This is a genomic window from Halorubrum persicum (genome assembly GCF_002727125.1).
GTDB lineage: Archaea > Halobacteriota > Halobacteria > Halobacteriales > Haloferacaceae > Halorubrum > Halorubrum persicum.
Window position 1 is genome coordinate 123627 of sequence record NZ_NHOA01000043.1, and the last position, 14713, is coordinate 138339.

The 14713-nt window shown below is 68.3% G+C and carries 16 protein-coding genes and 1 pseudogene; 7 read left to right on the top strand and 10 right to left on the bottom strand.

Annotation, left to right across the window (positions count from 1 at the left end):
* The first annotated feature begins 167 nt into the window (after positions 1-167).
* From dph5 to DJ69_RS07455, 3 genes are all read left to right on the top strand, one after another.
* On the top strand, positions 168-965 hold the full coding sequence (gene dph5, locus DJ69_RS07445; RefSeq protein ID WP_099255043.1) for a diphthine synthase: 798 nt from the start codon (positions 168-170) through the stop codon (positions 963-965).
* Positions 966-1031: 66 nt separating this feature from the next.
* Entirely contained in the window at positions 1032-1418 is a 387-nt protein-coding gene (locus tag DJ69_RS07450) for a CBS domain-containing protein (protein ID WP_099255044.1), read from the top strand.
* 88 nt (positions 1419-1506) lie between these two features.
* Positions 1507-1881, top strand: a complete 375-nt coding sequence (locus DJ69_RS07455; protein WP_099255045.1) for a CBS domain-containing protein — start codon at positions 1507-1509, stop codon at positions 1879-1881.
* Positions 1882-1906: 25 nt separating this feature from the next.
* On the opposite strand, the gene DJ69_RS07460 is transcribed toward DJ69_RS07455, so the two are convergent.
* From DJ69_RS07460 to DJ69_RS07500, 9 genes and pseudogenes are all read right to left on the bottom strand, one after another.
* Positions 1907-3154 (bottom strand): MgtC/SapB family protein, encoded by a 1248-nt coding sequence (locus DJ69_RS07460; protein WP_099255046.1) that lies wholly within the window; start codon positions 3152-3154, stop codon positions 1907-1909.
* 174 nt (positions 3155-3328) lie between these two features.
* Positions 3329-4291 (bottom strand): archaeosortase A, encoded by a 963-nt coding sequence (artA, locus tag DJ69_RS07465; protein ID WP_099255047.1) that lies wholly within the window; start codon positions 4289-4291, stop codon positions 3329-3331.
* Between the two features lie 99 nt (positions 4292-4390).
* A complete protein-coding gene (locus DJ69_RS07470; RefSeq protein ID WP_004050001.1) occupies positions 4391-4843 on the bottom strand; it encodes a transcription elongation factor Spt5 in 453 nt (150 codons plus the stop codon).
* A complete protein-coding gene (locus DJ69_RS07475; protein WP_099255048.1) occupies positions 4843-5019 on the bottom strand; it encodes a protein translocase SEC61 complex subunit gamma in 177 nt (58 codons plus the stop codon). Before DJ69_RS07475 ends, DJ69_RS07470 begins: the two co-directional genes overlap by 1 nt.
* 128 nt (positions 5020-5147) lie before the next feature.
* The gene (gene ftsZ / locus DJ69_RS07480; RefSeq protein ID WP_099255049.1) at positions 5148-6305 is read right to left on the bottom strand and encodes a cell division protein FtsZ; all 1158 of its coding nucleotides are present in this window, start codon (positions 6303-6305) and stop codon (positions 5148-5150) included.
* A gap of 212 nt (positions 6306-6517) precedes the next feature.
* Positions 6518-7907, bottom strand: a pseudogene (locus DJ69_RS07485) (D-aminoacyl-tRNA deacylase).
* Positions 7908-8087: 180 nt separating this feature from the next.
* Positions 8088-9038, bottom strand: coding sequence for a calcium/sodium antiporter (locus tag DJ69_RS07490; RefSeq protein WP_099255050.1), 951 nt, complete (start codon positions 9036-9038; stop codon positions 8088-8090).
* A 102-nt stretch (positions 9039-9140) separates the two neighbouring features.
* Positions 9141-9335, bottom strand: a complete 195-nt coding sequence (locus DJ69_RS07495) for a DUF7333 family protein (protein WP_099255051.1) — start codon at positions 9333-9335, stop codon at positions 9141-9143.
* 93 nt (positions 9336-9428) lie between these two features.
* A complete protein-coding gene (locus DJ69_RS07500; protein WP_099255052.1) occupies positions 9429-10406 on the bottom strand; it encodes a PhzF family phenazine biosynthesis protein in 978 nt (325 codons plus the stop codon).
* A gap of 117 nt (positions 10407-10523) precedes the next feature.
* Between DJ69_RS07500 and DJ69_RS07505 the strand changes: the two genes are divergently transcribed.
* Both DJ69_RS07505 and DJ69_RS07510 read left to right on the top strand, forming a co-directional pair.
* Positions 10524-11870, top strand: a complete 1347-nt coding sequence (locus DJ69_RS07505; RefSeq protein WP_099255053.1) for an alkaline phosphatase family protein — start codon at positions 10524-10526, stop codon at positions 11868-11870.
* An 11-nt stretch (positions 11871-11881) separates the two neighbouring features.
* Entirely contained in the window at positions 11882-12430 is a 549-nt protein-coding gene (locus DJ69_RS07510) for a DUF7097 family protein (RefSeq protein ID WP_099255054.1), read from the top strand.
* A 42-nt stretch (positions 12431-12472) separates the two neighbouring features.
* Here DJ69_RS07510 and DJ69_RS07515 read toward each other — a convergent pair whose 3' ends face one another.
* Positions 12473-13213, bottom strand: coding sequence for a hypothetical protein (locus tag DJ69_RS07515; protein WP_099255059.1), 741 nt, complete (start codon positions 13211-13213; stop codon positions 12473-12475).
* Between the two features lie 221 nt (positions 13214-13434).
* On the opposite strand from DJ69_RS07515, the gene DJ69_RS07520 reads away from it, so the two are divergent.
* Both DJ69_RS07520 and DJ69_RS17820 read left to right on the top strand, forming a co-directional pair.
* A complete protein-coding gene (locus tag DJ69_RS07520; protein WP_099255055.1) occupies positions 13435-14109 on the top strand; it encodes a DUF6517 family protein in 675 nt (224 codons plus the stop codon).
* Positions 14110-14489: 380 nt separating this feature from the next.
* Positions 14490-14708, top strand: a complete 219-nt coding sequence (locus tag DJ69_RS17820) for a hypothetical protein (protein WP_144050398.1) — start codon at positions 14490-14492, stop codon at positions 14706-14708.
* Positions 14709-14713 lie beyond the last annotated feature (5 nt).

The window sequence follows — 14713 nt, forward strand, 5'->3', positions numbered from 1 at the left end:
TCTTAGGGCTTGCTATGGAATCACAAGAGACGATCATGTAGGACCGTCCCGATCGGCTCTCGCGACCGTTCGTATCGCTCGCCGCCGACCGCGTGGGTCGATCGTCCGCCGCTCCGATCGGGACGCCCTTCCGCGTCCTTTTACTCGCCGGCCCCCCGACGGACCGTATGCTCACGTTCATCGGTCTCGGACTCTACGACGAGCGGTCGATAACCGTCGAGGGGCGCGAAGCGCTCCGGTCCGCGGACCGGGTCTTCGCCGAGTTTTACACCAGCAAACTGGTCGGCGCCGGCGTCGAGGAGTTGGAGGCGTATCACGACGCGGAGATCGAGGTCCGGTCGCGCGAGGGCGTCGAACAGGACCCGGAAGCGATCCTCTCGGCGGCGGACGACGGGCACGCCGCGTTCCTCACCGCCGGTGACACGATGATCTCGACGACCCACACCGACCTCCGGCTGCGCGCCGAGGAGCGCGGGATCGACACCCGCGTGATCCACGGCGTGACCGCCCAGTCGGCCGCGTCGAGCCTGACCGGGCTCCAGAACTACCGGTTCGGGAAGGCGACGACGCTCCCGTTCCCGTACGCCCACGGCGGCGACGACGTGCCCGGAAGCGTGGTCGACACCATCGAGGCGAACCGCGAGCGGGGGCTCCACACCGTCGTCTACCTCGACATCAAGGTCGGCACCGGGCCGACCGGCCCCGACCCGGATCACGAGGAGTACATGGCCGCCGACGTCGCCGCCGGCCTGCTCGCCGACGGGTGGGAGGACGCGCTCGCGGTCGTCGTCGCCCGCGCCGGATCGCCCGACTCGGTCGTCGCCGCGGACCGCCTGAGCGCGCTCGCGGACCGCGAGTTCGGCGACCCGCTCCACCTGCTCGTGATCCCCGGCGACCTTCACCACGTCGAGGCCGACGCGCTCGCCGGGCTGGCGGGCGCGCCGGCGGACCTCGTCGAGGAGTGAGCGCGGCGGGGCGTCCGACCCCAGCGACCGGTCGTTTGATATTCCCATCTCGCGTCACCATACCACATGACCGATATCCCAGTCGAGCGGCTGATGTCGACCGAGCTCGTCACGATCGGATCGGGGGCGGCCGCAGCGGACGCGGCCGAACGCATGTTGGAAACCGGCGTGAGTTCGGTTCTCGTCGTCGACGACGACGGGCGCCTCGCCGGTCTGATCACCGCGACCGACTTCGTGTCGCTCGTTCGGCGGAACGACCCGGAGGACGAGACGCCCGTCGAGGCGTTCATGACGACGGAGATCGCCACCGTGTCTCCCGACGATTCCGTCGAGGAGCTCGCGGAGCCGACGGACGAGGGGTACACGCACCTGCCGGTCGTCGACGCGGAGAGCCAGCTGGTCGGGATGGTCTCGACGACCGACCTCACGGCGTACCTCTCCGGACAGCGGTGAGCCGCTCGCCGCCCCGCCGCGGAAGTCGGGGTGACCGGAGGGGTCGCCTACCGGAAGAGTAATCAAATATGCTATCACATCACACAGTATGGATTTGAACGACCGGACTCGCGTCAGCGAGGTCATGTCGACGCCGCTCGAAACGATCGGAGCCGACGAGCCGCTCCGAGAGGCGGCCCGGCGGATGAACGGGGACGACATCAGCGCGCTCGTCGTGACGACCGGCGGGGGCTGTATCGTCACCCAAAGCGACATCGTCGGAGCCGTCGCCGCGGGCAGAGACCTCGACAGTGCGGTGGTTCGCGACGTGATGACCGAAAACGTCGAGACCGTGACGCCCGATCTCATGATGGAGGAGGTCGCGGCGATGATGACGATGTACGGCGTGAAACACCTCCCCGTCGTCGACGACGACTACGTCGGCATGGTCTCGTCGACCGACGTGGCCGAACACCTGTCCTAACCGGGGCGGCAAGAGCCCCAGGCGGTTACAGGAGCAGCAGCGGCACGCCGACAGCCATCCCCGCCGCGATCAACACGAGGTTCCAGAACAACACCGGCCGGATCAGCTCGCGCGCGATGCTCGCGGCGAACGCCGTCTTCACGAGGACGCTCGCGAGCGTCCCCGCGACGACCCCCGTGACCGCGGTGTCGACGGTGATCTGTCCGGTCCCTAAAAGTGAGACGGCCGTGGTCGTCGCCGTCCCGGAGGAGACGAGCCCAGCGAGGAACGACGTGGCGACGAACCCACTGGCGCCGAACGCGCGCTCGGCGCCCGCCGAAACGACCAGCACGAGGAGGAACAGCGCCCCGAACGTCAGGGCGTTCCGGAGGCTGAACGGCGAGGTGAGCTCCGCCTCCATCGTCGTCCGCCAGTCGCTGCGCCACACCGCGATCCCCACGCCGGCGACCGTGATCGCGCCCAGCGGCGCGCCGACGATCAGGGCGGCTTCGGGAACGAACGCGGCGACGACGGCGGCGTTCCGGAGGGCCATCGCGGCGTTCGCCAGCAGGATCGAGCCGACCGCGATGTCGAGCAGGTCCGCCCGCCCCTTCGCGCGCTTGGCCATCTCCGCGACGACCGCGGTGGAGTTCACGAGTCCGCCGAAGAACCCGGTGACCGCGTATCCGCGCCCCTGGTACCGCTTCACGAGCACGTAGTTGACGAAGCCGATGGCGCTGACCGCGACGACCAGCGACCAGATGAGCCGCGGCTGGACCGCGCCCCACGGGTCGATCGTCTCCGCCGGGAGCAGCGGAAAGACGACGAACGCGAGGATCGTGAACTCGACCGCGCTGCGAACCTCCTCCCGCGAGAGGCCCCACGCGAACTGGTGGAGCTCGCGTTTCAACACCAGCAGCAGCGAGGAGAGCACGGCCACCGTCACCGCCTCGATGAAGAACCCCTCGGAGACGAGCGCGCCCACCCCGTACGTGACGAGCATCGACACCGACGTGGTCAGGGAGAGCCCGTCGACCTCCTCCTCGACGAAGCTCCGGACCGCGAGCAGCACCGCGATGGCGACGATCAGCGCCCCGCCGACGAGCAGGAGCCCGCCGTCGCCGAGCAGCGAGAAGACGGCCGCCGCGAGGCTGATCAGCGCGAACGTCCGGATCCCCGCGGACTTCTGGGACCACTCCCGCTCTAACCCGAGGAACATTCCCAACGCGGTCGCCAAGACCAGCTTCGCGACGTTCGTCTGGAGGTAGACCAGCGGGTCGACGGCGCTCAACACGCGGCGTCACCTCGCCGCCGGCGCCGAGCCCACTGTCGCTGCGCCCGCCGCCGGCCTCCCGGGGTCCGCTCCGACCGAGTCATCGCGCTCATACGCGAAACAGTCGACAGCGACGCCTATAGCTTACTATATACTGATATATAACTCGGCGCGACACGTCTCCGCGACGCCGCGTCAGCGGTTCGTCGGCTCCCGCGGGAGATCGAGCGCCTCGGTCAGGTCGTGCTCCTCGCCGGTGAGCAGGTACAGCACGTCTTCGAGGATGACCACGAGCTCCGGCAGCTCGCGCACCACGAGGAACGTGATCCCGATCAGCGCCACGACCGCGAGCAGCTGGCTCATGATCCGGTCGGAGATCAGGAACGACACTCGGTAGGGGTCGCTCGCGCCGAACATCAGCAACACGAGGTCCGGGTACCACTGCATGTACTGGTTGCCAGCGACGACCGAGATGAACGTCGTGCGGAGGATGTTGAGGACGTAGATGAGCGAGACCGACACCGCGAGCCCGCGGAGCTTCCGTCGGAGGGGCGCGTCGACCGCGGCGACGAGCCCGCCGAAGATCGCCATGCTCCCGAGCCCCGTGCACGCGAGCACGATGTCGATCCGGTAGGTGTGGCCGTCGTCAAGGGTCCACAGGTAGGCGGCGTCGTATCCCTCGCTGCTGGCCACCCGCTCGGGGGCGTAGCCGAGGAGGTCGATGAGCATCCCGGTCTGCGTCGCGACCGCCTCGATGAGGATCCGGCGCGGCTCGGGGAACGCGACTCCCGCGAGCGAGAACGCCGGGATCGTCTCGAACGGGAGGTAGATGAACAGCATGATCGCGATCGCTCGCGTGAGGGTGAACAGCGACGCCCGCCCGTTGTACAGGAGGTACCCGGCGTACATGCAGGCGGGGACCCCGACGAGCGCGAGGATCGACTCAACGTAGCTCTGGTGCTCGAACGCGAAGTACGGCACCGTCGTCAGCCAGAACAGCCCGAACAGCGCCCACGTGCCGGCCGCGATCGACCGGCCCGCCGCCAGCCCGCGGCTGTCGAGCAGCCACGCGACGGCGAAGAGGATCGCCACGAGCCACGCGAACGTGAACGTGTCCGGCAGCAGGCTCAGAACTGCCGGCACGCCGGAACCGAACATGTCCGAACCGTCAGTCGTCAGCGGATAAAGCCCTTGTCGTTGCCGACGATCCGTCGGATCGGCGAGCGCGAAAACGGAGACGGAGAGAAGTCGGACCGCTTACCGCTCGTCCGAGTCGAGCACGCGGATCTGGTCGCCGCGGACGGTCACCGGAATCGGGACGGTCGCCTCGTACAGCTCGACGGTCACCTGGTCTTTCCCTTCGTCGATCCGCTGGACGCGGGCCTTCTCGCCCTTGAACGGGCCGGCGATCAGCTCGACGATGTCGCCCTCGGCGATCCCCTCCACGTCGGGTGTCGGCGAGAGGAAGTGCTCGACCTCGGAGAAGGGGCTCCGTGCCGGCCCCTCGGAGCCCTGAATCACGCCGCGGGCGTGGGGGATCTCGTCGAGGATCCGGGCGAACACGCTGCCGTCCGTCGCTTCGACCATCACGTAGCTCGTCAGCTGATCGGGAGCGATGACGGCCTGGATCTCCGGCATCTCCTTCTCCGCGAGCATGTCGGCGACCGTCCGTTCCTGGCTCGCGGTGGTCTTCACCGAGAAGATGGGCATTACGCGCCGACCCCCGGCAGGAGGCTCATGATCGCGAACATCAGGAAGCCGATGAAGCCGATGAGGAGGATGCCGGCTCCGGCGATCTTCGACACCTGGAGGAACTCGTCGGTGCCCGGCGTGCTCGCCAGTTTCAGCACCCGAATGTAGCTGTTGAGGTCGTACGGAACGTCCATGTTACGAGGTGGTTGGAGTCGATCCGGTTTTTACCTTTTGATGCGAGGCGGACGGAACGAGAAGGAGAGACACCGGCAGCGGCAGAAGGAAGTCGGCGAACGACCGAACGCCACCGTCGACCGAGCGGTTATTCGACGTAGTCGATGTCTTCCATCTCGGGAGCGGCCTCCCCGTCGGAGACCTCACCGTTGCGGCCGTAGATCTGGGGCGACTCGACGCCGGTCACCACGATCATGGTCCGCATCTCGCCCTCCAGCTCCTCGTCGACGGAGGTCCCCCAAATGATCCGCGCGTCGGGGTCGATGCGGTCGTAGATCTCCTCGACGACGCCCTCGGCCTCCTCGATGGACATGTCGGTGCCGCCGGTGACGTTGACGAGCGCGGAGTTCGCGCCGGAGATGTCGACGTCGAGCAGCGGCGAGCGGAGCGCCGACTTCACCGAGTCCTGCGCCTTCGAGTCGGAGTCAGACTCGCCGAGCCCGATCATCGCGACGCCGCCCTTCTCCATGACCGTGCGAACGTCGGCGAAGTCGAGGTTGACCAGCCCGGGCATCGTGATGAGCTCCGTGATCCCCTTCACCGAGCGCATCAGCACCTCGTCGGACACCTTGAACGCCTGCCGGACGGGGAGTTTCCCGACCGCGTCGAGGAGTCGGTCGTTGGGGACGACGATGACAGTGTCGCTCACGTCGCGGAGTCGCTCTAAGCCGGCCTCGGCGTTCGTCCGCCGGACCTCGCCCTCGGCCGTGAACGGCGTCGTGACGATGGCGATCGTCAAGGCGCCCGACTCGCGGGCGGCCTTGGCGACGACCGGAGCCGACCCGGTCCCCGTGCCCCCGCCGAGCCCGGCGGTGACGAACACCATGTCCGAGCCGTCGATGGCGTCCTGAATCTCCTCTTGGGACTCGATGGCGGCCTCTTCGCCGACCTGCGGGAGGGAGCCGGCGCCGCGCCCCTGCGTCTTCTGCTGGCCCATGAGGATCTTCGTGTCGGCCTCGATGTTGACGAGGTGCTGAACGTCGGTGTTGGCGGCGACCAGCTTCGCGCCGTGGATCCCCTCCTCGGTCATCCGGTTAACCGTGTTGCCGCCGGCGCCCCCACAGCCGACGACGGTGATGTTCGTCTGGAGATCCTGGAGGACATCCTGCAGCTCCTCGTCGGTCATCGTCCCGGTCTGTGGCGGGGCGCCGGCGGCGGCGTCGTTCCCGCCGGTGCCGTCCTCCCCGGCGCCGTCCGCCGGGGATTCCTCGGCTTCGTCGATGGCGTCCTCTACAATAGAGTCCATTATATGGTGTGGTTGCGACCCGGACGTATTTATTTTTGCCCGATCGTCTGACGCGAGTCAGACGGCCGGAGACGGTCTCCAGAGCCGCCGAAGCCCGCGTATCACCGATCAAAAACAAATAGGTCGACCGCCGCGCTTCCGCTGCGTCGCCGTCGGGTCGTCGTCGGGTCGTCGTCGCCGTCGAGGCCGCCACCCGATCGGGAACCACGCTGTCACTCGATCGGGAACCGCTCCGTCCGCGCCTCCGACACGTCCTCTGGCGCGACGGTCTCGCCGTCGACTTCGATCGACTCCCCCTCGGCGAGCCGCCCGAACGCCGGCCCTTCCGGGACGCCCCGCTCCGCGGCGAGCCCCGGGTCGAACGCCGTCTCGCGAGCGACCACGGCATCGTCACTGACCTCGACGGCGTCGTAGCCGCGCTCCAACACGTCCGCGAGGTCAGCGACGAGGTCGTCGTATCCGGGCGAACTCTCGGCGACGCCGAACGCGGCCCGGCCCGCTGCTCGCGTCCCGGCCTGCTCGGTGTCGAAGGCGACAGTGTTCGTCTCCACCGCCGCCCGGGCCGCGGCCGCGTCCACGCCCTGCGCCCGCGAGAGCAGGGCCGCCGGGAGCGCCTTGACGCGGAGACCGTCGGGAGTTTCGGGGACGACCTCGCCGAACCGGAGCCCCTCGTCGACCGTCGCGACGTCCGCCTCGAGCCGCTCGACCAGCGATAGGGGGGGTGTCGCCGACCTCGCGCACCCACGTCTCGGTCACGACGCGGTGACCGAGGTCCTCGACCGTCGCCGCGAGGTCGGGCCGGTCGCCCTCGATGACCGCCAGATCAGCGCGGCTCCGCGCGAACGCCTGCTCGATAACGTCGCGGTTCGCGTCGGGCGCGCCCAGTTCTCCGAGCGCCCAGTCGGCGCCGACGTGGCCCACCGCCCACTCGGTCTCGCGGACGATCCGGGTGAACCGCGGAGCGTAGTGGCCGCCGCCGAAGCCGACGACGTGCCGGGGCGGGGAGTCGGCGGCGGTCTCGTCGACCGTCTCCCCGCTGTCGCCCACCAGATGCGCGCCGGTTCCGCGCAGATCGAGCACCGCCCGCGCGACCGCCCGCGCCGCCTCGGGGTCGGTCCACTGCGGCTCGCCGGAGCCGAGCTCGACGAACAGCGAGGGGACGGCGGTGGCCGTCGGCCCGTGGTGGGTGCACTCGATCCCCGCGTCGTACCCGTCGGGGGCGTGCGACGCCAGCGCCTCGACGACGCGCTTCTCGGCGCCCGGCGCGGCGCGCGCCAGCGTCTCCGGCTCGCCGCCGTACGGTGCGGGACCGAAGTTGCCGGTGACGTGGGCGGTCAGCAGTTCCCCCGTCTCGCCGGAGTGCCGCGAGACGAACGCGAGGAACGCGGGGTCGCAGTCGAAGGCGGTGGCCGGGTCGTCCAAGTCTATGTGGAGGTCGTCGAACTCCCGCAGTTCGAACCCGTCGGTCCGGTAGTACGTCCCGCCGCCGGCGGCGTCGGGGCGACTCGGGTCGTCGCGGCGCTCCCAGTCGCCGATGTCGAGCAGGCGCTCCCCGATGTGTTCCGAGGCGCTGTCGGCCCGGCTGACGACGATCGCTATCACGGCTCCCGGTCGGGGTCGGGCGACCGAATAGCCGTCGGTTCGAGCGCGGTTCTGAGTCGGTCACTGCCCGCCGAAGTTCCTCCGGGGCGCGCGACCGCACGTCGCCTCGTCGGAGCCGCATCACACCGTCGGCGGCGGCACTCCGGCATCACACCGTCGGCGGCGGCACCGACCGCGCGCTCACGGCAGCAACAGGTAGATGAACGCGACGTAGCCGACGACGAGAACGCCGCCGTCGACCCGGGTGATGTGGTCGCCGCGGTACATCACCACGACGAGCAGGGCGGTGAAGGCGAGCAGCGCGGGGAACTCGAAGCCGCGTACGCCGGGGCTCACGCTGATCGGCGTGATGACGGCGACGATGCCGATGACCGCGAGGATGTTATAGATGTTCGACCCGACGACGTTGCCGACGCTGAACTCCGCTTCGCCGCGGATCGCGGCGACGACGCTCGCAGCTAACTCCGGCAGCGAGGTCCCCAGCGCCAGCACCGTGAGCCCGATGAAGATGTCGGAGAACCCGGCCGCCGACAGCAACGACTGTCCCCCCTCGACCAGCCAGCGAGAGCCGAGGACCAGCGCGACGATGCCCCCGACGACGAGGACCGCGTCGCGGAGGCGCGCGTCCGGCATCCCGTCGCGATCGGCGTCGGAGATGCCCGATTGGGTCTGCTGGACCCGTCGCAGGATGACGCCGGTGAACGCGACGAGGACGGCGAGCAGGAGGACGCCCTCGAACGCGCCGACCCGGCCGTCCCAGCCGAAGCCGACGAGCAGCAGCGCGGCGAGTACCATAAACGGAACGTCACGCCTGAACACGGTCTGAGAGACCGCGATCGGGCGGATCAGCGCGGAGATCCCCAACACCAGCCCGATGTTGGCGATGTTCGATCCGACGATCGCGCCCAGCCCGGTGTCGGTCGACACCGTGAGCGCGCCGAGCACGGAGACGAACAGTTCGGGGGCCGTGGTCGCGAACGCGACGACGGTGACCCCGACCGTCGACGCTTTCAGCCCGACAGCGAGCGCGAGATCGCTGGCGCCCTTGACGAGCAGTTCGGCGCCGAGGTACAGGAGGGCGGCGCCGCCGGCGAGCAACAGGAGTTCCGTGAGCGGCGACCCGACTAGCACGAATCGGGCTTGTCGTCGGTATTTTAAAAAGCGTCGTGATTCGAGGGCGCCACAGGGTCGCAACGCGTCGGGGGCGTGTTCGCCATCTGCGTGTTCGCCGTCTCAGACCTGCGTCGCGCGGAACTCGCCGTGTTTCATCCCGACGACGAAGGCGATGGCACCGAAGACGAGCATCGAGGGGAGCACCATCATCAGCGTCGTCTGAAGCTCCATCGGCGTCCCGAAGGTGACTCCGGCGGTTCCGAGGACGACGATGAGCGCGACGATACCGGCCGCACGCGGAAGGTCGAACTTCATGTCCACGGTACGGCTCGCGAGACCCTAAGGGTTCGGCTCGCGGCGGCGGCGTCACCGGCTGGACAGCGCGGTCAACCCCCGGGCAGCGCGGCGCTACGCCTCGATGATCTCGTCGTCGTCCGCCGGCGGCACCCGCAGTTCGCCGTCCATCGAGACGACCGCCCGCCCGCCGACGCGCACCGCGTCGCCGTCGACCCGGACGCGGACGTGACCGGGGCGATCGATGAAGTGGCCCTGCTCGAAGCGCAGCTCGTCCGGGGCATCGCCGTCGAACGCGTCGACCTCGCGGAGGTAGGCCCCGACCGCGCCGCTGGCGGTCCCGGTCACGGGGTCCTCGGACACTCCGACCGCCGGGGCGAACGCGCGCCCGTGGAGCGTCGAGTCGGCGTCGAGCGTGTCGAACGTGAACGCGTACACGCCGGCCACGTCGTGCGATTCGGAGATCGCCTCGATCGCCGCCGTGTCGGGGTCGGCCTCGCCGAGCCGTTCGAGGAAGTTCACGGGGACGACGAGCCACGGGAGCCCGGTCGAGGCGACCGCGACCGGGAGGTCGGCGCCCACGTCGCGCAGCGCCGCGGGGTCGATCCCCAGCGCGTCGCCGAGGCGGCCCGCATCGAGGGTGGAGCCGTCGTCCGCCGTCTCGATCACGTCGACAGTCGGCGGGTTCTGTCGCATCCAGACGGTTCCGTCGTCGTCGACCGTAATCTCGAGGTCGCCGACGTTGGTCCGGAGAGTCCGGTCGCCGGCGTCGATCGCGCCCTCGGCGAACAGGGCGCCGTAGGTCGCGATCGTGGCGTGGCCGCACAGATCGACCTCGGTCGAGGGCGTGAAGTATCGGAGCCGCTCGTCGGCGTCGGCGGCGGCGGCATCGCCACCGGGAGCATCGCCATCAGGGGCGTTGTCATCGGCGGCGTCGAACAGGAACGCTGTCTCCGACGCACCGAGTTCCGCGGCGATCCGTCCCATCCGGTCGTCGTCCAGCCCCGCGGCGTCCGGCACGACGCCGGCGACGTTCCCGGCCAGCGGCTCGTCCGCGAACGCGTCGACGAGAAGCGTGCGTCGCGTCTCCATGCGCCACCGTGACGGTCCGCCCTCAAAAGGCTCCCGAGAGGAGCGGCGCCGACATCGGGGACGACAGGTCCGGAAAGCGATGTGAACCCTTTTGCCCTCCACGCCGGATGTACCCCTATGGGCCTCTTCGACCGGCTGCGAGGGAACGACACGCCCCGCGTGGCGTTCATCGGGATCGACGGGCTTCCCCACCGCCTCGTCGCCGACAATCCGGACACGTTTCCGACGCTGTCGGCGATCGCCGACGAGGGCGACGGGGGACCGATCGACAGCGCCGTGCCGCCGGAATCGAGCGCGTGTTGGCCGGTGCTCACGAGCGGCGTGAACCCCGGCGAGACCGGCGTCTACGGCTTCCAAGACCGCGAGGTCGGCTCGTACGACACCTACGTTCCCATGGGCCGCGACGTGCAGGCGACGCGTGTGTGGGACCGGGCGACCGACGCCGGCCTCGACGCGACCGTGATGAACGTCCCCGTCACCTTCCCGCCGCAGCGAACGGTTCAGCGCATGGTCTCCGGCTACCTCTCGCCCGACGTCGACAAGGCCGCCCACCCGGAGGAGCTCCGGGAGTACCTCACCGAGAGCGACTACCGGCTGTCGGTCAACGCGAAGCTCGGCCACCGAGACGATAAGACGGCGTTCGTCGAACAGGCCCGCCAGACCCTCGACGCCCGTGCGGAGGCGTTCACCCGCTACGTGGAGCGGGACGACTGGGACCTGTTCGTCGGCGTGTTCTCCACCCCGGACCGGATCAACCACTTCCTGTGGGGTGACTACGAGGGCGGCGGCCCCTACCGCGATGACGTGCTGGCGTTCTACGCCGCGCTCGACGAGCACATCGGCGCCATCCGGACGGCGCTCCCGAACGACGTGCGGCTCGTCGTCGGCTCCACGCACGGGTTCACGCGGCTCCAACACGACGTGTACTGCAACGAGTGGCTCGAACGCGAGGGGTGGCTCTCGTACGACGGCGACGACCACGGTTCGCTGTCCGACATCGACGACGACGCCCGCGCGTACTCGCTCGTTCCCGGTCGCTTCTACCTCAATGTGGAGGGCCGTGAGCCCGACGGTGTCGTCCCCGAATCGGAGTACGAAGCGGTCCGGGAGGAGCTCCGGACCGAACTCGAGGCGTGGGAAGGCCCGAACGGAAACCCGGTGGCGAAGCGGGTCGTCGAGCGCGAGACGGTGTTCCGCGGCGACCACGACGCCATCGCACCCGACCTCGTGGTGGTCCCGCACGAGGGGTTCGACCTCAAGGCCGGATTCCGTCCCCGCGGCGCGGTGTTCGATTCGGACGGCCCGCGGACGGGAATGCACACGTTCGAGGACGCCGCCCTGTTCATCGATCACCCGGACGCGAAAGTCGAGGACGCGGACCTCCTCGACGTTGCGCCCACGCTCCTGCGCCTGCTCGACGTCGAGTACGGTCGGACCGATCTCGACGGCGCGAGCCTCATCTGAGGTGAGTTAACGTGGAACGCACGCCGGACGGCACCCCGGTCGGCGTCGACGACCCGTACGCGGTCGCGGGCGTCTGCGACCACCTCACCGACGACGGTCGCTGTCGGTTCGCGCTGACGCGAGCCGGCGACGACCGCGAGTTCGCGGCCGAACGCCGCAGAGACGGCTACCGCTGTCACGTCGGCGAAGCGAGCGCGTGGCGTGCCTGCCCGCAGTACCGATCGACGACGGACGGACGCGAATGCTCCCGATGCGGGCTGCCGGAGGTCCGGTTGGCCCACGACGACGCCCGCCCGCTGGTCGAGGAGCACCACCTGTCGTACGGGGACGCCGCCTCTGGTTCGCCCGATTCTCCCGACTCCGAGGACGCCGGTCCACACGAGATCACCGTCGCTCTGTGTCGCTGGTGTCACACGAAGGTCCACAAGTCGTTCGCCCGGATCGACGACGACGCCAGTCCCGATCCCGAGGCGATCGCCGCGAGAGAGAGTCGCCGGAGCAAGGAGCAGTCGGAGTCCGCATTCGAGACCGCGAGCGAGCGGTTCGACCGAGAGCCGTAGCGAGACGGCGACGCCGAAGATATCGTCGCTCGTCGCGGCAGCTCAGTTCTCCGGCTTCGGGCGGATGAGGTTCGCCAGCGCGACCAGCAGGCCGAGGAACCAGCCGAGCGGGACGGAGATCCCGACCCACATCAGGACGTAGCCGAGCCCGGTGACGCCCCACTGCTGTCCGAACGTCTCCAGGTCGAAGGCGCCGCGAAGCGTCTCGTTGATCCCGCCGACGGCGAGGAACGTGTCGAGGATCCAGCGCGCGAGCTCGTAGCTCGGGTCGAGGACCACGTTCGAGATCGAGGGCGTGAGCAGCCCGGCGACGACCGGCGGCAGGAAGATCGCCGTCATCGCGAACGGGTACGCGAGGAGGACGCTAACGAACCGTCCGCCGGTCTTCGAGAACCCGGCTGCGAGCCCGGCGGCGACCACGGCGACGACGCTGGCGCCGCCGATACCAAGCATCACCTCGGTCGGCAGTTGGAAGTGCGCGAGGAGGGTCAAAGAGCCCCAGACGACCGTGGCGACGATCACCGCGCCAAGCACACCGAACCGCGTGACCGCGGAGTCGAGCTTCGCCGCGTAGTACCGGGTGGCGAACCCGACGAGAAGCAGTGGATACGCCACCGCCACGAGCGGTGCCCCGACGACGGCCCAGAGGTAGTATCCGACCGTCTGGACGGAAGTCTCGGGTTTCCACTTCCCCAACACCGCGCTCGGATCGAGCTGTCGGGGAAAGACGACCTCCATCCACGTCTCGTGGAGGCGAACGACGTCAAGGAGGAGCGCTTCCACCAGCCCGGTTTGTCCTCGGCGTTCCATTTGGCTCACCTCGCGCGCGACACACCGTGAACTTTGTGCCTTCGACTTCGCCGCCGAACCGCTCCGTGGCCGCCTCACGAGCGACCAGTTAGCAGACCGAAGGGTACCGGCCAGAGGCCACGCGACTGCGAAATTATCAGATCGGTACACCCTCGACGATACGCTTAACCGTCTCATCGGGCGTATCGGTAGGTATGCATAGACGCGGACTGCTCGCGGCGATCGCCGCATCGTCATCCGTCGCGGTCGCCGGGTGTGCCGGCGCCGGCGGCGAGAACGGTAACTACGAGTTCGACGCGGAGCCGGCAACCGTCCCGTCCCCGGCCGCGTCCGAAGCGGGGTACGACGGAGAGGAGCCGGAGTCGTTCACCGTCGAACAGGAGTTCGACGTGGCCGGCGTGAACGCGCAGCTGTCCGCGACGACGTGGATTACCAGGTACGAGAACGCGGACAACGGATCCGCGCTGTCCGTGGCAAGCACTCCGGACGCGTCGGTGGGCGGGCAGTCCGTCAACCCGCTCGTCCGCGCGGACGACGCAGAGCTGATCCGACGGTTGTTAGAACAGGTCGATCAGCGCGGCATCGGCGGCAACGACACCGAGATCGAGACGAGTGACATCGAAGAGCGGGGGTCGGAGACTCGAACCGTTCTCGACAAAGAGGTGGAGATCGCGATCTTCGAAACGACCGTCAACGCGGAGGTCAACGCCGGCAACGGACAGAGCGGAGAAGTGGAAGACGTTCCGGTGTACCTGTACGTCGGGACGGTCCAACACGACGAGGACGTGATCGCGCTTATCGGCGTCCACCCCGCCGCCGTCGACGCCTCCGACTCGCTGCTGTCCCTGATGGGGCAGGTCGAACACTAACGCCCTATTTGCGGTCCGTTTAACCCAACAACTCCGGCTAGAGAGTCCATACTCTACCGCAGTACGCTTGTCCGGAATCCGCCGACTACGCCCCTTTTACCGGAGATGTTTCCGCAGGCGGAAGCTTCCCGGTCCGTAATTCACTTATAAGCAATCCGACCGAATGCGACCACCGCGCGTTGTGAGACAGCGGGACGGGCTTCCACTGTCGCGATCCGCGGCCTGAGTCCCCGAGAACCGCTGTTCTCGCAGCCGGAGACTCAACAATGGAACAGCGACTAACGATTCGGTGTGCGGTAGTCTGTACCCTCGTTCTCTCAGTCGCCTTTTTGTCCGTCATTGGGGTTGGGATAATGTCGGTTAGCGGGGCAGTTTGGAATGTGAGTGAGGCGGAAGATATTGAGATTGGTAGTAATGAGAACCAAACAATTAGTGGAATTAAAACACGAGGTGATGAGAAAAATGTGAAAATTCGCGTAGGCTCTCTTGTTAGTAGGGGAGCTGATCTTGACGGTTCAAATTCGTCATACACTGTGCCTGATCGAGACGATGTGTCTCCTTCAGATGTCTACATTAAAAACAAAGACGCTCTTCTGTAGGAGAT